Origin of the sequence: Larsenimonas rhizosphaerae (genome assembly GCF_026240105.1) — a bacterium.
In the GTDB taxonomy this organism is placed as follows: domain Bacteria; phylum Pseudomonadota; class Gammaproteobacteria; order Pseudomonadales; family Halomonadaceae; genus Larsenimonas; species Larsenimonas rhizosphaerae.
Genome location: NZ_JAPIVE010000001.1, coordinates 519,632 through 537,793, shown reverse-complemented (window position 1 = coordinate 537,793; position 18,162 = coordinate 519,632). Strand labels below are relative to the sequence as shown.

19 protein-coding genes are annotated in these 18,162 nt (G+C 56.3%); 7 read left to right on the top strand and 12 right to left on the bottom strand.

Features of this window, described 5'->3' with window-relative positions:
- From OQ287_RS02430 to OQ287_RS02395, 8 genes are all read right to left on the bottom strand, one after another.
- The gene (locus tag OQ287_RS02430; protein ID WP_265895469.1) at positions 1 to 2,121 is read right to left on the bottom strand and encodes a methyl-accepting chemotaxis protein; all 2,121 of its coding nucleotides are present in this window, start codon (positions 2,119 to 2,121) and stop codon (positions 1 to 3) included.
- Between the two features lie 139 nt (positions 2,122 to 2,260).
- On the bottom strand, positions 2,261 to 2,737 hold the full coding sequence (locus OQ287_RS02425; protein WP_250936426.1) for a chemotaxis protein CheW: 477 nt from the start codon (positions 2,735 to 2,737) through the stop codon (positions 2,261 to 2,263).
- Between the two features lie 30 nt (positions 2,738 to 2,767).
- A complete protein-coding gene (gene cheA / locus OQ287_RS02420; RefSeq protein WP_265895898.1) occupies positions 2,768 to 4,813 on the bottom strand; it encodes a chemotaxis protein CheA in 2,046 nt (681 codons plus the stop codon).
- A gap of 55 nt (positions 4,814 to 4,868) precedes the next feature.
- Complete coding sequence (locus OQ287_RS02415; RefSeq protein WP_265895468.1) at positions 4,869 to 5,234, bottom strand: response regulator; 366 nt, start codon at positions 5,232 to 5,234, stop codon at positions 4,869 to 4,871.
- A 75-nt stretch (positions 5,235 to 5,309) separates the two neighbouring features.
- On the bottom strand, positions 5,310 to 6,209 hold the full coding sequence (gene motB, locus OQ287_RS02410) for a flagellar motor protein MotB (RefSeq protein WP_250936424.1): 900 nt from the start codon (positions 6,207 to 6,209) through the stop codon (positions 5,310 to 5,312).
- A 9-nt stretch (positions 6,210 to 6,218) separates the two neighbouring features.
- Complete coding sequence (gene motA / locus OQ287_RS02405; RefSeq protein WP_250936423.1) at positions 6,219 to 7,088, bottom strand: flagellar motor stator protein MotA; 870 nt, start codon at positions 7,086 to 7,088, stop codon at positions 6,219 to 6,221.
- A gap of 108 nt (positions 7,089 to 7,196) precedes the next feature.
- On the bottom strand, positions 7,197 to 8,015 hold the full coding sequence (gene eutC / locus OQ287_RS02400; RefSeq protein ID WP_265895467.1) for an ethanolamine ammonia-lyase subunit EutC: 819 nt from the start codon (positions 8,013 to 8,015) through the stop codon (positions 7,197 to 7,199).
- An 8-nt stretch (positions 8,016 to 8,023) separates the two neighbouring features.
- Positions 8,024 to 9,415 carry an ethanolamine ammonia-lyase subunit EutB gene (locus tag OQ287_RS02395; protein WP_250936421.1) on the bottom strand — a complete coding sequence of 464 codons (1,392 nt, stop codon included), beginning with the start codon at positions 9,413 to 9,415 and terminating at the stop codon, positions 8,024 to 8,026.
- A gap of 257 nt (positions 9,416 to 9,672) precedes the next feature.
- Between OQ287_RS02395 and OQ287_RS02390 the strand changes: the two genes are divergently transcribed.
- Positions 9,673 to 9,993, top strand: a complete 321-nt coding sequence (locus tag OQ287_RS02390; RefSeq protein WP_250936420.1) for a hypothetical protein — start codon at positions 9,673 to 9,675, stop codon at positions 9,991 to 9,993.
- Positions 9,994 to 10,025: 32 nt separating this feature from the next.
- On the opposite strand, the gene OQ287_RS02385 is transcribed toward OQ287_RS02390, so the two are convergent.
- Positions 10,026 to 10,517, bottom strand: a complete 492-nt coding sequence (locus OQ287_RS02385) for a hypothetical protein (RefSeq protein WP_265895466.1) — start codon at positions 10,515 to 10,517, stop codon at positions 10,026 to 10,028.
- A 329-nt stretch (positions 10,518 to 10,846) separates the two neighbouring features.
- Here OQ287_RS02385 and OQ287_RS02380 point away from each other — a divergent pair, with 329 nt between their 5' ends.
- Both OQ287_RS02380 and OQ287_RS02375 read left to right on the top strand, forming a co-directional pair.
- Positions 10,847 to 11,341 carry a hypothetical protein gene (locus tag OQ287_RS02380; RefSeq protein ID WP_250936418.1) on the top strand — a complete coding sequence of 165 codons (495 nt, stop codon included), beginning with the start codon at positions 10,847 to 10,849 and terminating at the stop codon, positions 11,339 to 11,341.
- Positions 11,342 to 11,486: 145 nt separating this feature from the next.
- Positions 11,487 to 12,104 (top strand): CBS domain-containing protein, encoded by a 618-nt coding sequence (locus tag OQ287_RS02375; protein WP_250936417.1) that lies wholly within the window; start codon positions 11,487 to 11,489, stop codon positions 12,102 to 12,104.
- Between the two features lie 51 nt (positions 12,105 to 12,155).
- On the opposite strand, the gene OQ287_RS02370 is transcribed toward OQ287_RS02375, so the two are convergent.
- From OQ287_RS02370 to OQ287_RS02360, 3 genes are read right to left on the bottom strand one after another with little or no spacing between them, the layout of a single operon-like run.
- On the bottom strand, positions 12,156 to 13,109 hold the full coding sequence (locus tag OQ287_RS02370; RefSeq protein WP_265895465.1) for a 5-oxoprolinase subunit C family protein: 954 nt from the start codon (positions 13,107 to 13,109) through the stop codon (positions 12,156 to 12,158).
- A complete protein-coding gene (locus tag OQ287_RS02365; protein WP_265895464.1) occupies positions 13,106 to 13,816 on the bottom strand; it encodes a 5-oxoprolinase subunit B family protein in 711 nt (236 codons plus the stop codon). The genes OQ287_RS02370 and OQ287_RS02365 overlap by 4 nt, the downstream gene beginning before the upstream one ends.
- Positions 13,813 to 14,565 carry a 5-oxoprolinase subunit PxpA gene (locus tag OQ287_RS02360; RefSeq protein ID WP_265895462.1) on the bottom strand — a complete coding sequence of 251 codons (753 nt, stop codon included), beginning with the start codon at positions 14,563 to 14,565 and terminating at the stop codon, positions 13,813 to 13,815. Before OQ287_RS02360 ends, OQ287_RS02365 begins: the two co-directional genes overlap by 4 nt.
- 169 nt (positions 14,566 to 14,734) lie before the next feature.
- Here OQ287_RS02360 and OQ287_RS02355 point away from each other — a divergent pair, with 169 nt between their 5' ends.
- From OQ287_RS02355 to OQ287_RS02340, 4 genes are read left to right on the top strand one after another with little or no spacing between them, the layout of a single operon-like run.
- Positions 14,735 to 15,739 (top strand): TRAP transporter substrate-binding protein, encoded by a 1,005-nt coding sequence (locus tag OQ287_RS02355; protein ID WP_250936413.1) that lies wholly within the window; start codon positions 14,735 to 14,737, stop codon positions 15,737 to 15,739.
- Positions 15,740 to 15,759: 20 nt separating this feature from the next.
- On the top strand, positions 15,760 to 16,323 hold the full coding sequence (locus OQ287_RS02350; protein ID WP_250936412.1) for a TRAP transporter small permease: 564 nt from the start codon (positions 15,760 to 15,762) through the stop codon (positions 16,321 to 16,323).
- Positions 16,324 to 16,338: 15 nt separating this feature from the next.
- Positions 16,339 to 17,637, top strand: coding sequence for a TRAP transporter large permease (locus OQ287_RS02345; protein ID WP_250936411.1), 1,299 nt, complete (start codon positions 16,339 to 16,341; stop codon positions 17,635 to 17,637).
- Positions 17,637 to 18,158, top strand: a complete 522-nt coding sequence (locus tag OQ287_RS02340; protein ID WP_250936410.1) for a winged helix DNA-binding protein — start codon at positions 17,637 to 17,639, stop codon at positions 18,156 to 18,158. Before OQ287_RS02345 ends, OQ287_RS02340 begins: the two co-directional genes overlap by 1 nt.
- Positions 18,159 to 18,162: the final 4 nt, after the last annotated feature.

Here is an 18,162-nt window from a genome sequence, read left to right as displayed (position 1 = left end):
TTAGTGCGATACGGTAGCTTCTCCGTATTTCGCAACGGGCACTTTCGACGTTCCGGCATTAAATGAACGGGAATTGCCCTTTTGTGAGGTAGTTATCGGCGTAGATTGAAAACCTTTGATATGGAAAATGGACATGGCGTAATTAAGTTCGTCGACCTGGCCTGTCATCGACACGGAGGACGCCAGTGTTTCTTCGGCCATGGCCGCATTCTGCTGCGTGGTATGGTCAAGCGAGACCACAGCCTGACGGATCTGGTCTATGCCATCACGCTGCTCTTTGGAGGCGTCGGAAATTTCATGAATCAGTTGCGTCACCTGCCGAATGGAGGACGTAATGCCTTCCATGGTGTGACCGGCCTTCTTCACCAGCGCCGTACCGGTTTTAACGCGATCATCAGAGGTTTCTATCAGCGCCTTGATATCCTGAGCGGCACTGGCACTACGGCTGGCGAGATTACGCACCTCGCCGGCCACCACAGCAAACCCGCGCCCCTGCTCACCGGCCCGTGCGGCCTCCACCGAGGCGTTGAGTGCCAGCAGATTGGTTTGAAAGGCAATGGAGTCGATGATCCCGATGATATCGGCGATCCTCTGGGAGCTCTCGTTGATGTCCTCCATGGTTCGCACCACGTCACCGACTTCGCTTGCTCCCTGGTCCACCAGCACACTGGACGTCTCGGCAAGCTTGCTGGCATGGTCGGCATTTTCGGTATTCTGCTGAACGGTCGCCATCATCTCCTCCATACCGGAAGATGTCTCTTCAAGTGAAGCCGCCTGCTGTTCGGTACGCGCAGAAAAGTCATGATTGGCTTCGGAAATTTCACGCGCTACCGGGGCAATGACGTCACTGCTGTGATGCACATCATGAAGAATACCTACCAGCCCCTTGCGCATGCGGCCGAGCGCCTGCTTGAGCTGACTGAGTTCATCACGCCCTGTCGCATCCATATCGACTGTCAGGTTGCCCAGTCCAATCTGCTCTGTCAGGGCAAGCGCTTCATTGAGCGGTGTAAGCAGCCAGCGCCGCAACCACCAGACAGCCCCGATGATGACCATGCCGCTGATCACGATGGAGAACCCGATCAGCCAGATCGCCTGCTGGAAGTGCTCACGCGCGAGTTGATTCAGTTGCGACGCGGCTTCTACCTGACGTCCTATCAATTCGTTGACGCTTTTGTGGAAGGGTACGTCGAAGCGGTTCAATGCGTCGTTTTTAGTCAGCTCATACGCCTCGACTATGTCATTATCTCGAAAGGCTGCAGCCAGCGGCACAAGCCCCTGCGCCATTAATGCCTCAAGCGATTGCGTCACCTGTGACACTTTTTCACCATCATGGTCTGCCTTGAACCGCTCCCATGCCTGCTGAATGGCAGCGTTTTTTTCTTCCGCCCTGTCAGCCACCCTTTCAGGATCTGCGCTCCCCAGTGCCTTGGCGGCAGACGAAAGTTCAAGCATTTGACTGGATACCATCTGATCCAGCTGCTGAAGTTCAGCAATCCCGGATGCCCCTTCGTCATACAGCATCTGATTGGAATGGTTCAGCTCTGAAATACTCTGATAGCCAATCAGCCCGACACTGGTGGTCGCGAGCAGTGACACGGCGACAACCTGCCCCAGCCGCATGGCAATGGATGGCCTTGTAAAGCGCTGGATGATCCGTGACATCCCACGTCTGCGTATTTCACCATCCTTCAGATAGATGCCACGCACCTTGCCCTGTTTGAGAGCAGCGTAGGTGCTGATCGCAAGGGCCTTGTCACTGTCGCTGATCCTGACACGCACCGAGGCATAGCCTGCCAGGCGCCCTTCGATCAGGATCGGCGAGACAGTGGCATTGACCCAGTAATAGCGGCCATCCTTGCGCCTGTTCTTGACAAAACCTCGCCAGGTACGTCCCTCCTTGAGGGTGCTCCATAGATTGGCGAAGGCCGCCTTTGGCATGTCAGGGTGCCGAACCAGATTATGTGGCGCTCCCAGCAACTCTTCCTTGGTAAACCCACTGACGCGTATGAACGCAGGGTTGGCAAAGGTAATATTGCCCTGCGCATCCGTCTTGGAAATCAGATAGTCATCGGATTCCAGAGTATATTCCTGCCCCGCCGCAGCTCGATCATCATCCATTTTAATTACTCATACATGTTTGATTGAATTATTTTTTTTATATATAAAGACTGCACTGTTTAACGACGAAGCTGCGATTTTCTTGATATAAAAAAAGGCCGCACATGGCGGCCTCTAAAAGCACGTAACGGGTCCAGATTCAGGCGGCGACTTCATCCATCAACGCCATCTCCGAACTACTCATCATTTTTTCGATATCCATCAGGATCAGCATGCGCTCTTCAATGCTGCCCAGCCCCATGATGTACTCGGAAGACAGTGCCGTGCCGAAATCCGGGGCATCCCTGATCTGTTCAGGAGACAATGTAAGTACATCCGACACGCCATCAACGACCACACCCACGACGCGGTCGGCGATATTCAATACGATGACAACCGTTTGCTGGTTGTACAGCACCTCTCCTACCGAAAACTTGATGCGCAAGTCCAGTATGGGAACAATAACGCCACGCAGGTTGGTAACGCCCTTGATGAACTCAGGTGCGTTGGCGATCCGGGTAACACCGTCGTACCCGCGAATTTCCTGCACTTTAAGGATGTCTATCCCGTACTCCTCATCACCGATGCGAAATACCAGAAACTCGTTGCCCTTTACTTCATGATGTTGATCAGACATGATTTTTTCCATGAGCCTTCCCCGTTGAACTTAGTGAACCGCCGCCTGTGCCCGCGCTGGTTCGCTGCCCCGGCGATCCCTGCTGACACGCTGAAGTGCAGGAACATCCAGAATCAATGCCACACTGCCATCCCCCATAATGGTGGCCGCAGATACCCCCGGTATTTTCCGGTAATTGGTTTCCAGGTTCTTGACCACGACCTGGTGCTGACCGATCAGCTGATCCACCAGCAGCGCAAAGTGTCGGCCATCGCTCTGCACGATCATTACGATGCCCTGCGTCACGTCCGTCTGGGCATCAGGCACGTTGAACACCTTGTGCAGCTCCACCAGTGAGAGGTATTCACCTCGCACATGAATCACCTGTTCCTGACCGGCAACACGATTGATATCTTCGTGCTTGATCTGAATGGACTCCATGATGGCGCCCAGCGGTAGAATGAACACTTCCTCACCGACCTTGACGGACATGCCATCCAGAATGGCCAGCGTCAGCGGCAGCACAATGCGCGTTGTAGAGCCCTTGCCATACTGGGAAAGAATCTCGACATAGCCGCCCATCTGCTGAATGTTACGCTTGACCACATCCATGCCGACCCCACGACCGGAAACATCCGTTACCTGCTCGGCAGTCGAGAAGCCCGGAGCAAAGATAAGCTGCCACACCTCATCATCACTGATGTTATCCGAGATGGGGATGCCGGAAGATTTGGCCTTGGCCAGGATACGATCTCGATTCAGTCCCGCACCATCATCTGATACTTCAATAAGTATATTGCCCCCCTGATGCTGGGCAGACAGCGTCAGCTTGCCCAGCCGGTTCTTGCCGGCCGCCTCACGCTTTTCGGGCAGCTCGATTCCGTGGTCAATACTGTTTCGCACCAGGTGCGTCAAAGGGTCAATGATTCGCTCGATCAGCCCCTTGTCGAGTTCGGTCGACTTGCCGACGGTAACAAGTTCGATCTCCTTGCCCAGCTTGCTGGCCAGGTCACGAACCAGCCTGGGGAAGCGGTTGAAGACGTAATCCATTTGCATCATGCGAATGGACATGACCGCTTCCTGCAAATCACGTGCGTTGCGCTGAAGCTGACTCATGCCGGTAAGAAGCTGACCGTTGACGACAGGATCAAGCCCCTGGGTTGTCTGCTCCAGCATGGACTGGGTAATCACGAGCTCGCCCACCAGGTTGATGATCTGGTCGACCTTCTCCGTTGAAACACGCAGGGATGCATCACTGCTTTGCGCCTTGCCCGGCTTCTTGGCTGGTGCCTTGGAAGCCGGTGCCTGACTCGCCTTGCTGTCCGCACCCTTTGGCTCGGCGGCAGGTGCTTCTTCCGCCACGGCTTGTGTTTCGGCTTTCATGCTTTCCGCAGCCGCAGCCGCAGCCGCTACCGGAGCCTCCGCCCCACCAGAGGCTTCCTGAATAGCGATCTGGGAGGCGTCAAGCACAAAGCACAGTACCGCTTCGATATCGTCAGCAGGTTCACTGGACTCGAGACTGATCTTCAGGGTGTTGTCAGCATATTCACTGTGTTTGACCGTACCAAACAAGGCAATTTCTTCGGTCAGGGTGGCACACTCATCCTCGTCGAGCTTGGACAGCACGATCTCGAGAAGCCGTATGCCCGCTCCCGCTGCCACAGGTGCCTCGACAGGTGCAGCTGCTACCGGTGCAGGGCTTCCAGCATCGGTCTTTTCCTCGGCAATGCGCTTGAGAGTGGTACAAATACGCTCAAAGGCTTCCGGGTCGGGCTCTTCCTGATTGCGGTAGGCATTTAACTGGTCGGTAAGCATATCTTTTGTTTCCAAGAAGATATCGATGATTTCGCGATCAAGGATCAGCTCATGATGGCGGGCACGATCAAGCAGGTTTTCGAAAATATGTGTGGTTTCCTGCAACACGATAAAACCGAAGGTTCCTGCTCCTCCCTTGATGGAGTGCGCTGCGCGAAAAATGGCATTCAGCTGCTCGTTATCCGGATCATCCAGATCAAGCTCAAGCAACAGGTGCTCCATCTCGTTGAGAAGCTCTTCAGCTTCTTCGAAGAAGGTTTGATAAAACTCGGTGATGTCCATGCTCATAAGTGTATTCTCGGCACCTGAGAGTAAAGGGGCTGCAGGCCTGCAACCATCAGCTCATCAATTGAGCAGCAAGCTCGACCAGACTGTCCGGATCAAATGGCTTTGACAGCCAGCCATTGGCACCGACATCACGAGCAACCTGCTTGAAATGGTCCTGAGACTCCGAGGTCAACACCAGAATGGGCGTGGCATCAAACTCGGGCATGGCGCGCAGTTCGGCAATCAGCTTGTCTCCGTCCATACGGGGCATGTGCCAATCCGTAATGACCAGATCAAAGCACTCACCTGCCTTTGCCTTTTCAAGCGCGTCCTGCCCATCTACAGCGCTGACTACATGCCACCCTTCACCCTCGAGCGCAGCCACCATGATCTTGCGAATGAGTGTTGAATCGTCTGCCAGAAGTATCGAGTTCATAGCGTGTACTTTTCATTGAAACCATGGATAAGGATGGACGGAGAACCAATCCGCTTCATCACCGTATTACTGTTATTAACGTTCAATGACGCTGTCTTCTTTAGGAGAAATCAATGGACTTTCATAAACAGGAATACCCATTGCCTCATCACGCTCTTCCATCATTCGGCGGTTGGCTTCCTGGTTGAGTACCAGGATGCTGATGCGGCGATTGATGGGCGCATCGGGCACATCAGGGTCCAGACTCATGGTGGCGGCAAGGCCGATGACGCGAAGCAGTTTTTCATTATCCAGCCCGCCAATGACCAGCTCCCGACGTGCCGCATTGGCCCTGTCACTGGAAAGCTCCCAGTTTCCGTAGGATGCATCGCCGGCGGAATACGGCAGGTCATCCGTATGGCCTGAAATCGTGAGGTGATTCGGTAGTTCATTGAGCACCGGCGCGATCGTGCGCAGTACGGTACGCATCTGAGGCACAATGGCGGCACTGCCGATTCGGAACATGGGGCGCTGCTTGTCATCGATGATCTGAATGCGCAGCCCTTCCGGCGTCATTTCGATCCTGAGCTGCTCCTGCAGCGCGCGAAGTGCCGGGTCCTGCTGAATCAGGCTGTCCAGGCGCATTTTCAGCTGGCGCAACTGGGCATCATCGAGCTTGTAGGCATGCGGCGTGATGACGACTTTCTTGACCTCACCTTCCTGATGAGTCACGTCATCACCTCCCCCGGGTATGGCGCTGTTGCTGGCGGAGTTCTTGTCCCCGCCGAACATGGCCACCTTCAGGGGCGTATTGAAGTATTCACTAATAGCCTCAAGTTCAGCCTCGCTCGAACCGGAGAGCAACCACATGACCAGAAAGAAAGCCATCATGGCGGTCATGAAGTCGGCATAGGCTATCTTCCAGCTGCCATGAGCACCGTGATCAGACTTTTTCTTGCGTCTTATGACAATGGGCCGCCGCGCGTTGTGGTTCATGGCGTCCCCTTAGCCTGCCGGCTTCGACTTGACGGTACGAACATGCTCCTCGAGCTCGTTGAATGACGGCCGCTCTGAAGCAAACAGTGCCTTGCGCCCGAATTCGACAGCCAGAGGCGGTGCGTACCCGTTAAGGTTGGCCAGCAGTGTCACCTTGATGCACTGAAGCATCTTCACCATCTCATCAACGTGATGCTTGACCTTGTTGGCAAGCGGCGTCACAAAGCCATAAGCCAGCAAAATACCCAGAAAGGTACCAACCATCGCATTTGCAATCAGTGGCCCGATCTGTTCAGGCGCCAGCCCTTGCACGCCCAGGGTATGCACAACCCCCATGACCGCAGCGACGATACCAAAGGCAGGCAACCCGTCACCGACAGCAGAAATGCTGTGGGCCGGCAACTCGGCCTCATGCTGAAAGGTCTCGATTTCGTGATCCATCAGCGATTCGATTTCAAACGGATCCATATTTCCGCTGATCATGAGGCGCAGGTAATCGGTCAGAAACTCCATCAGCAATGGGTCTGCTACAAGTTTTGGGTACTGGGCAAAAATCTGACTCTCTTCCGGCGCGTCGATGTCCTTCTCCAGCGCCATCATTCCCTCTTGCCGCCCCTTGGCCAGCACCAGATAGAGCAGGGCCATCAGGTCCAGAAACATTTCCTTGTTGTAGTGACTGCTTTTCATGAGTTTCGGCAAAATGCGAATGGTCGCCTTGATGCCGTGGCCACTGTTGGACGCCACGAAGGCACCAATCCCGGCACCGACAATGATGATGATCTCCGCTGGCTGCCATAACGCACCAAGGTGGCCGCCAACCATGAGATAACCACCAAACACACACGCGATGATGGCAATGTAACCAATGACGATGAGCACGGCTTTCCCCTACCAAGTAGTTATCTACGTTTCTACTACGGCGGCAGGGATAAAACCTTGAACCAGATGGCGGCGGGTGCCGTCGCGCATGAGTGCGACGGCAAGACATCAGGAGAGAAGAAAATTACCGTCCCGGCCATTGCCGAGCTCGGAGGACGTATCGGAATTATCCTTGAGCGCGACACCGGAGGCGCCGAGCGCCTTCGCTTCACGGATGAGATAATGCAGAAGCCGTGCGGCCTCTTCATAGCCCTGCCCGGCGCGACGCACATTTGAAATGCAGTTGCGTTCGCTGTCGCGGCAACCGGAATGAGGATGATAGGTGAAATAAATGCCCAGGCTATCCGGCGAACTGAGCCCAGGCCGCTCACCGATCAGCATGACTTCCACTTCGGCGCCCAGAAGCTCCCCTACCGGGTCACCCAGCGCCACTCTCGCCTGTTCAGCCAGTACAATCGGCCCCAATGACCACCCTTCATCCCGGGCCATCGGGACAAAGATATTCAGAAATGCCCGAACATTTTCATGAATGGCCCGTGCCGACAGGCCGTCGGCAACAACCAGAGAAAGGCAGGGCGGCGCCCCCGAGGCGGCCCACTGCTCGAGGCGCTCGGTGCTTTCGGCATCCAGCCGGCGACCAAGATCCGGCCGGCACAGGTAGGTAGCTCGATCGGTCGCCTGGCTGGAGACGTGAATCACATCGCCAAACTCCGCCAGCTCCTGCGTCATCTTCTCGGTATCAAGCGCCAGATGCACGGCGTCACGCGCCTGAGCATGCGCAAGCTGGAATGCCAGGTGGGGCTGAGTCGGCTGGCTGCTACCCGCCCGACCAAGCCCGATCCTGGCATCCGTATACTGACGAAGGGACGCCCATGGATTGTCGATCACACTGGCCTGCTCGGTAGCGTCGGAAGCTATCTGTTTCATGGCGAACCTCAGGACTGTTCAAGGGCATGCTGGAAGGGCGCAGGTAATTTTTCACCCACAAGAAGTCGGTGCCCGGCATCACTGATGGCCATATCCTGCAGCCACTGATCGAATTCAGGAGCAGGGGCCAGCCCCAGCAACTGCCGGGCATATTGAGCATCGTGGAAGGAAGTCGTCTGATAATTCAGCATGATGTCGTCTGATCCGGGAATCCCCATGATGAAATTGCATCCTGCCGTGCCCAGCAGGGTCAGCAGCACATCCATGTCATCCTGGTCGGCTTCCGCATGATTGGTATAGCAGACGTCGCATCCCATCGGCACGCCCAGAAGCTTGCCGCAAAAATGGTCTTCGAGTCCGGCCCGAATAATCTGCTTGCCATCGAACAGGTACTCGGGGCCGATAAACCCGACCACCGTATTGACCAGCAGGGGAGAAAACTCCCGCGCTACCGCATAGGCACGCGCCTCCAGCGTCTGCTGGTCAACATCATGATGGCCATTGGCCGATAGCGCACTGCCCTGGCCGGTTTCAAAATACATGGCGTCTTGCCCTACGCTGCCCCGCTTCAGGGACTGCGCTGCCTCGAACCCCTCCTTCAACAGGGACAACGAGATGCCGAAGCCTTCATTTGCTGCCTGGGTTCCCGCGATGGATTGAAATACCAGATCTACCGGCGCACCGCGCTCGATGGCTTCGATCGAGGTAGTGACATGCGTCAGCACACAGCTTTGCGTAGGAATGTTGTAACGCTGAATGATCTCGTCAAGCATCTTGATCAGCGTCACGACATTGCCGGTGTTATCCGTTGCCGGATTGATACCGATCACGGCATCACCACTGCCGTAAAGTAGTCCATCAAGAATACTGGCCGCGATGCCTGCCGGATTATCGGTCGGGTGATTGGGTTGCAGTCGAGTCGATAGTCGGCCGGGCAAGCCAATGGTATTTCGAAATGCCGTCTCGACACGCATTCTGCTGCCCACCAGCACCAGATCCTGCAATCGCATGATCTTGGAAACTGCTGCTGCCATTTCAGGCATCAGGCCACGGGAAAGGCGCTTCAACACCGAAGCATCGGCGGCCTCGGAGAGCAGCCAGTTACGAAAGTCCCCGACGGTCATGGAAGACACCGGTGAAAAAGCCGATTTGTCGTGACCATCGATAATCAGGCGCGTTACTTCATCGTCCTCATAAGGGATCAGCGGATCATTCAGGAAAGCCTTCAGTGGAGTATCGGCCAGCACCATCTGCGCGGCTACCCGCTCTTCGGCAGAACGGGCGGCCACGCCCGCCAGCTCATCACCGGACCGACGGGGCGAGGCCTTCGCCATCACGTCCCGAAGCCCTGAAAAACGATAGGTGTGTTGCCCGATAACCGTTTTATAATCTGCGCTCATGATTGTCGCCATCGTTGGAGTTGTTATAGCCATCACCATAGCGCAGCGCATGCCGGTCAGCTACAACTCACCATGGCCTCGTGACTTCATTTGTCAATACCACGGTCGTTAACCACTGAACAGACGATTGAAGATGATTCATTCGCAGCCCCCCCTTGTGCAGGCTATGTTCTAATGGCAGTCATCATGACGAGGTGTGTGCAGAAGCTAGTGTACTGCGCCGGCGGCAGAACCATGGAGCGAGAGGACAGTCAGGCATGTCAACCTTAACCGAGCGCAGGCGTTATCAGGGGTTTGCTGTCGTATTCATGACGACCACCCTGCTACTCTCCGGGTGCTCCACCATGAGCTGGTCAAAGCCGCAGGCCGACCACCAGGATCTCGTCATGGATAGTCAGGATTGTCGGGGCCAGAAGGATGCCCTGACCAACAACGGCCGGCTGGAAAACGATTATGGAGTGGGGCTGCATTTTTCCACGCTGTCAGGCTTCAGCACTTCCTTTTATACCGAACCCGCCGAATACCGAGTCGACAACTGCATGAGCGCCCGGGGCTGGACGCTCACGCCTCATGGCTGATGCCGCACTCGCGACACGGCCCCTTACTGCGTTCAAGCCGAGGGAAGACAGGCCTGAATGTTATCGGTCAAGGCTTTCAAGCCATCGCGCAGGTCGATCGCAGGATGATTGCCTGAAGCACTGACACGCTCATCGTGATTGCTACCTAGCCGCGGCTTCTCGAAGTAGTAGTAATTACCTTCGGTATTGGAGTGCTGGAAATGCAGACGTGTAGCCAGCAACATCTCCGATACCGGCAACACTATGCCCATTTGAAGCTCATTGTCTCCAGCATCAATATCACTGACCTCTCCGCCCTGCGCCTTCACCTGCCGGCTGAGGCAATCCAGTGCATCCGTCTTGCTCTCGAAACGATATGGCGCCCTGAACCAGTAACCACTGACAAAGACACCCTCGCCGGTGCGGGTTATCACCGTATTCGGTGTGGCGGTCAGCTCCGGGGTAATGATGTGATCCGACGCGGCGCAACCGGCCAATAGCAGTAGCGCCGCTGCACACCCTGTGGTTCTTGCAACAGTCATCACGGATTCATTCCTTGTGGAAAAAGTGTCTGGACACTTTAGCATGTGAAATGCCAGTGCAGCGTGTTCCCGCGCTCTACACAGCACAGCGGCGGCAGTGCGTATGCGGTGTAATACCCTCTCTTGCCGGGTGCCATCCCTTCATCCGCAGGACCTGTCCAGGCAGGCAAGGCGGTGCCATCCCCACCGCCTTATCCTGGGTCCATCCTGCCTTCTCTCCGATGTTTCGTGGATTATTGCCACGTTGTCCTGATACGTCTGCACCCCAGGGTGGCCTCTACCTGATCAAATAAGCGAAGATAGGCGGCTCACTCACCATCTGGAATACATCGATGTCCGCACTGTTTGACCAATACCAGCAATGGCAACGTTTCAATCAACAGGACCGACTGGACCGCGAACACCGGGCGGCGATGAAGAAAGTGATCGCCTCCGGTGCCATGGCCCGGAAAATGGTTGATGCATTTAAAAGCATGGCCGAAAAAGGCGCATCACAAGGCGCCTGTTATCGCACCATTTATCGCCACGAAACGGACGATGGTCAGGCGCTGACGCGTGAAGGCTGGCTTTTCATACGCCGGGTACAGGCGGAAGGCGGCGCCACACGAGTAAGAGCCACCCTGTTGAAGTCCTTCACCCTGGATGATGGTGCCATCGAATTTGCCAGGGATCAGGGCGAGGGAATCACGCTCGAAATCTTCGATGAGATCAATACAGCTGGCAGTATCAGCATGAGCTGTCGCGTTGATCGTACTGATGACAAGTACGACTCCCAGTTCGTTACCTTTCTGGACATGGTGCGTGGCGATCTCAAGCCTTATCTGTAAAAAATAGTGCGCCACCGGGAGGCGAACTTTCCTGGCTTGCTTTAGTCTTAAGGACATATGCGGCAAGGTGCCGCAGGCAGGGAGATAATATGCCAGCGTATTCGCGACATATTACTTTTGTGTGAACAGCATCAAGGAGAACACCATGGCTACGGAATCAGCAAATTACAGCGCACTGCACCTGTCAGACATCAGCGATGTTCACGCCATCGCACGTCCGAAAGCCAGAACGTCCGAGTCTGCTCTGGATATGGACAGCTCGGCACTGACTCTCCTGACCGATTTCACCCAGTCACGCGCTCAGACCGTACCCGCCAGTGCACGGGCCAATCAGGCACTGGCCATCATGAAGAACAACCAGGTGCATATGCTGCTGGTGCTGGATGCTGACGGCCGGTTTACCGGACTTGTCAGTGCTCGCCAGCTGTTTGGCGGACGGGATATCACTGTGGCGATGAACAAGCATGCCATCGAGCGGGATGAAGTGACCGTTGATATGGTCAAGGTCCGCCGTGAAGAGCTTCATGCACTGGCACTGAACCAACTGGAAAAGGCCACACTTGGTGATCTGGTCAAAACCCTGCACCAATCCGGTGATCGCCATATCCTGATCAAGGATGACTGCTCGGAAGATGGCTGCCGAATCCGAGGCGTTATATCCGCGGCCGATGTCAGCCATGCACTGGGCATCGACCTGGACCACCCCCCGGAAGCCCACAGCTTTTCTGCCATTTGCTCGGTCGTACTGGGACACGACCTGTAAATTCAAGGCACCTGTCACGATGAGCCCGCCCCTGAAGGGCAGGCTCATCGGTCATGAAGCATGAATGGCCGAAGCAATACCTGCCAGAGCATCGCGCCAGGCCGCAAGCGCCCCCGCACGACTCACGGGCTTTAGCCGAACGCATCTTCCGGGCAGGCACTGTCCCAGCCGCGCCAGAGCCAGCGGTGTCAAGGCCCCTATCTTGGGATACCCTCCGATTGTCTGGCGATCGTTGGCCAGGATAATGGGTTGGCCATCCGGGGGTACCTGAATGGCCCCGGCAACAATACCTTCCGAAATCATCTGTGGCTCGAGGCTGTGGATCGGCTCGCCCGTCAGCCGCACGCCCATGCTGTCTGCCCGCTCATCAACCCGCCAGCGCTGCTGATAGGCACGGTAGAGACTTTCACCTCGCAGGGTGCCCGCCTGCATGCCAGGCAATACATCCAGGGTCATGACGCTGTCAGTACACCGCCACGGCTCATTCATTTCCATGTATCGAGCAGGCCGTCCTGATGCCTTGAAGGGAACCGAATCCCCCTTGACCAGTGGCCGCCCATCCTGATGGAGTCCTCCCAGCGGCTCGCGCGCAATGGCAGTGATACTGCCCAGCTCGGCAGTCACATCAAACCCGTCTGGTACCGCCAGATAGGTCCTGGCACCATCTTGGGGTGCCTGAAAGAAAAGGCGCTGCCCAGCCTTGAGTTCGATCGTTCGACCCGGCGCTACTGGCTGATCATCAAGACGCGTTTTCAAATCTGCGCCGGCAAGCGCGATGGTCGTGTGATGGCTGAAGGATAAACACACCTGTCCCAGCGTGATCTCCATCACCACGGCATCCGGCACATTGCCCAGCAATTGATTGGCCTGACGCATCGATACACTGTCGAAGGCGCCGCCCTGACCCAGACCAAGATGGCGAACGCCAAACCGACCGGCGTCCTGAAGGCGACAGCCACCTCCAGCCTGCTCAATATGACAGTGCGCTTTTGCAGACGGGCTCATGCATCACCTCCGGCAAAAGGGGTCGCGTCGCCCCCCAGATCAAGAAATGTCTGACGGCTGACGGCTTCAAAACGTACCACGTCCCCGGTTCGATACAGGGTATACCCTTCCCTTGTCCTGTCGAACAGGGCCACCGGTGTTCGCCCGATGATGTTCCAGCCGCCGGGCAGATCCGCGGGATAAGCCGCCGTCTGCCGACCGGCAATCCCGATGCTGCCTTTTGGCACCCTCTTGCGAGGCGTTGCCAACCGCGGTATTTCAAGCTGCTCATCCACGACGCCCATGAAGCCGAAACCTGGCGCAAATCCAAGCGCGAACACGCGGTACGCCATTTGCTGATGGCGCGTGATCACTTCCTGGAAGTCTCCATCAAACCGGTGTGCCAGCAGGTCAAGCTCGGGCCCGACCGATGAGTCATACCACACCGGCAGAACATGAGTTCTTGCTTCGTTACCAGACAGGCCGTATACAGGTTGCCTCAACACCTGTTGTATCACGCCGCGAACAGCAGCCTCGTCCATCCGGTACACATCATAATGCAGCAGCACAGTGGTATAGGATGGCGTCACATCGATCAATGCCTCGCCCAGCTCGGCCTTCAATGTATCCACTACCGACAGCAACATATCCATGTTGCTGACATCGATCGTGTCAAACAGCCGAATCATGACGCTATCAAGGCCTGCTCGCTCGATTACAGGCGTCATGATGCCACTCCCGACAGGGCGGCACGGATGGCCCTGACGGCTGACATCGATTCCGCGTTATCACCATGAACACACAGGGTATCTGCCGCCAGCCGCAGCGGCGTGATACCGTCATTGGCCAGAATCGGCTCATGATGTGCAAAGGCCTTCGCCTGAGCAACAATCGTGTCGATATCATGATGCACCGCATCCGGCAGCGTGCGCGATGTCAAAAATCCCTGCGCATCATAGGTACGATCGGCAAATACCTCATTCCAGACCGTCAGCCCATACTGTATGGCCATGGCCTGTGTCGCCGTGATATCTGCCGTGGCAGTCACCATCAGTGGCAATGAGGCATCAAAGGATGCGACTGCCTGCATGATCGCAGCCATCACCTCCGGGCGATGTACCATGTCATGGTTGAGCGCACCATGAGGCTTTACGTAGGAAAGCCGGCCGCCCTCGGCCTGACAGATGCCTGCCAGGGCACCGATCTGATACACCATCATTTGCTCGATCTCATCCGGTGAGCACGCCATGGACCGGCGTCCAAAGCCTACCAGGTCGGGGTACCCCGGGTGTGCCCCGACCTGAACATCGTGCTGAAAAGCCATGGCTACGGTACGTCGCATGGTTACCGGGTCCGAGGCATGAAAACCGCATGCCACGTTTGCGCAATCAATCAAGGGCATGACGCGCTCATCCTCGCCCATCGGCCAGGGGCCAAGGCTCTCCCCCATATCACAATTGAGCAGTAATGCCGCCATTGCGTGAGCTCCTGTTGTTATCGTATCGAGCAGTTGTATGCCTTGACAGATATAAAATTTACTGATTAATGTTGTCAACTATTGCAGACATTTTATCGATAAATCATCGATGAAATGTAATCACTGCAACGGAGCAATCACAACAACAATGCCATTACAGGACACCACCATGCCTTTCACCATGCACGCTCGTCGGGTCACAACCACGCTGACACTCTTGGCCGGGCTGGGCCTTTCCACCTCGGCAATGGCCGTTCAGTGGAATTTTGCAGAACCCTATGGCGACGCCAATCTTCATACCCAGAATGCCCGCGCCTTTGCAAAGGATGTCAGCGAAGCAACCCACGGCGGGCTCGATATCACCGTCCATGCCAATGGTGCCCTGATTCCTCACCCTGAAATAAAGAACGCCGTGCGTCGTGGCATCGTGCCCATCGGTGAAATCTTCCTGTCACGGCTGGCCAATGAAAATCCCGTGTATGAAATTGATGCCCTGCCCACCCTGGTGCACGACTACCCTTCGGCCCATGCACTGTGGGAAGCCTCCCGGCCCGAGATTTCTGCCCTGCTGGCCAAGCAGGGGCTGAAGGTGCTCTACAGTGTTCCGTGGCCGTCTCAGGGGATCTATACCCAGATGGAGCTGACCTCACCATCACAACTGCAGGGACTGAGGCTTCGCTCAAACAACACATCGACCGAGCGCCTGGCAGAGCTTCTGGGGGCGATTCCGACTCAGACCGAGGCATCCGACATCCCGACGGCCTTCAGCACCGGGCGCGTTAACGCCATGGTGACGTCCGTATCGACTGGCGCCAACACAGCGGCCTGGGACTATGTGTCACATTTCAATAATGCCAACCTGTGGCTGCCCAGAAACATCGTATTTGTCAGCCAGAAGGCCTTCGACCGTCTGAGCGAAGGCGAGCAGAAGGCGGTCATGAATGCTGCCGCGGCCGCCGAAAAACGCGGCTGGGCAGCCAGTGAAGAGGAAAGCCGAACCAACCTGAAAACAATCGAAGACCATGGCATTCAGGTCAACACCCCGACACCCGAGCTGGAAAGCGCCCTGCAACAGGCCGGTAATACCCTGCTTGAGCAATGGAGCAACCGTGCTGGTCCGGAAGGCAAACACATCCTTGAAACCTATCGAAACCTGACGGATCAGTCCCATTAAGCCCTGAAGGGAGACGGGTTATGCGCTTTTACCTGATGCCACTGTACCGTGGCGGGGCCTGGCTTGCCGGCCTTGCCATGATGGCCATCACGCTACTGATCATGCTGCAGGTACTGGGGCGTGTACTGGACAGGATACTGGTTCTGTTCGGGTACGACGCCCTCGGGCTATCGATCAGTGGCATGTCTGAAATAGCCGGCTTTCTGCTGGTTGGCGCGACATTCCTGGGCACGGCCTACACCTTCACCAAAGGGGGCCATATCCGCGTCACCCTGCTGACCGACCGCATTCCCGTCCGGCCTCGTGCCCTTCTGGAAGTCATCATGCTGACCATCGCCCTGGCGTTGACACTCGTTCTGGGGTGGCAGCTGGCTGCGCTGGTCCTGGATAGTCACGCTTATGATGAAGTGTCCTATGGCATGGCCGCAGTTCCGCTGATGTACCCACAGGCCGTGTTGCTGACAGGCATTGCCCTGCTGACACTGGCGTTGCTGGAAGCCTGGATATCCACGCTTGTGCTGGCCATATCCAATCCATCCCGGCTGTTTCCTGCTACTGATCCCTCACCTCGCCACGGCGACTGACTTCCGAGGTTTGCCATGCTTACTCTGGCCATCACGCTGACCATTGCCCTGGTCCTGTTGCTGGGCGGCGGGTTATGGGTCGCCTTCTCCCTGATGGCGCTGGGCTATATCGCCATTGATGGGTTCACCGGCCTGCCGCCAGGCCCGATTTTCGGCTCTGATATCTGGAGCGCCAGTTACGGATGGGAGCTTACCGCACTGCCGATGTTCATCTGGATGGGAGAAATCCTGTTCCGTTCCGGGCTGGCTGATGACCTGTTCAAGGCGCTCGCGCCCTGGCTGGACAAACTGCCGGGGCGCCTACTGCATACCAACATCTTCGGCAGCGGCCTCTTTGCGGCCGTATCCGGCTCATCCGCAGCTACCTGTGCAACGGTAGGCCGCATGACATTGCCCGAGCTTGAACGACGTGGCTATGACACCCGGCTTGCGATCGGCACGCTGGCCAGCTCGGCCACGCTGGGCCTGCTGATCCCCCCGTCCATCATCCTGATCGTGTACGGCATTGCGACCGAGCAATCCATTGCTCGCCTGTTCATGGCCGGTATCTTGCCGGGGTTGATGCTGATGGCGCTGTTTGTTGGCTATCTAATGCTGTGGTCATGGCGTCACCCAACGCGCATGCCGGAGGCTGATGCACCGTTGCCGCTAAGGCAGCGGCTACGTGAAACCGGCCGTATTCTCCCCCTGCTTTTGCTGATCACAGGCGTTATCGGCTCGATCTACGGTGGTCTGGCCTCGCCAACGGAAGCCGCAACCATTGGTGTCGTACTGTCATTGATCATCGCCAGGCTCAATGCCGGGCTTGACATGACCGCCTTCAGGGAATCACTTTTCGGAGCGATTCAGACATCCAGCATGATCGCCCTGATCCTGGCAGGCGCTTCCTTCCTGACTACCGCCATGGGCTTTACGCAACTGCCAGGCCAGCTGGCGCAGTGGATTGCTGCAATGAATCTGCCACCGGCCATCCTTCTGGTGGTTCTGACACTGTTCTTTGTTGCCCTCGGGTGTTTTCTTGATGGCATTTCAGTGGTGGTATTAACCACTTCCATCGTCATGCCCATGGTAGAGGCTGCCGGATTTGACCTGATCTGGTTTGGTATCTATCTGGTCATCGTGGTCGAGATGTCGCAGATTACACCGCCGGTAGGGTTCAATCTGTTTGTCATTCAGGGCATGACCGGACGAGACCTGCTCGATATTGCCAGGGCAACCTTGCCCTTTTTCCTCCTGATGCTGGTCGGGATTGTTCTGCTGTCCCTTTTTCCAGGCATCGCAACCCTTCTGCCCTCCATGATGGGAAATACCTGATGAGTGAACCCGAGACTGCATCATCCAGCTCGATCGTGTCGTCTGATCATCTCTCTCACAAGGCCAGTGAGCTCTCGGAATTTGAGTATGGCCTGATGGTCTCAAGCAATGCCTTCAATCGATGGGTCGTCCGTTGCATGAATGCCACCGGCTTTGGAGAGCTGAGCACACTGGAAGTACTGGTGCTCAACAGCGTCAATCACCGTCAACGGGCCAAGCGCGCCAATGACCTGTGCCTTGTGCTCAACATCGAGGACAGTCACACCGTTACCTATGCCCTGAAAAAGCTTGTCGGGTTCAATCTGGTGGCCGTCGAAAAGCGCGGCAAGGAAAGTTTCTACCTGTCGACAGAGCGAGGACGGGATGCCTGCCGCCAATACGGTCGGATTCGTGAAGCCTGTCTGATTGAATCCTTTGAACAGCTGGGCCTTGACCGAGAGGAAATCCATCGCGCAGCCGGGCTGCTGCGCACCCTGTCCGGACTTTATGACCAGGCAGCACGCGCCGCAGCCACGCTCTAGGCGA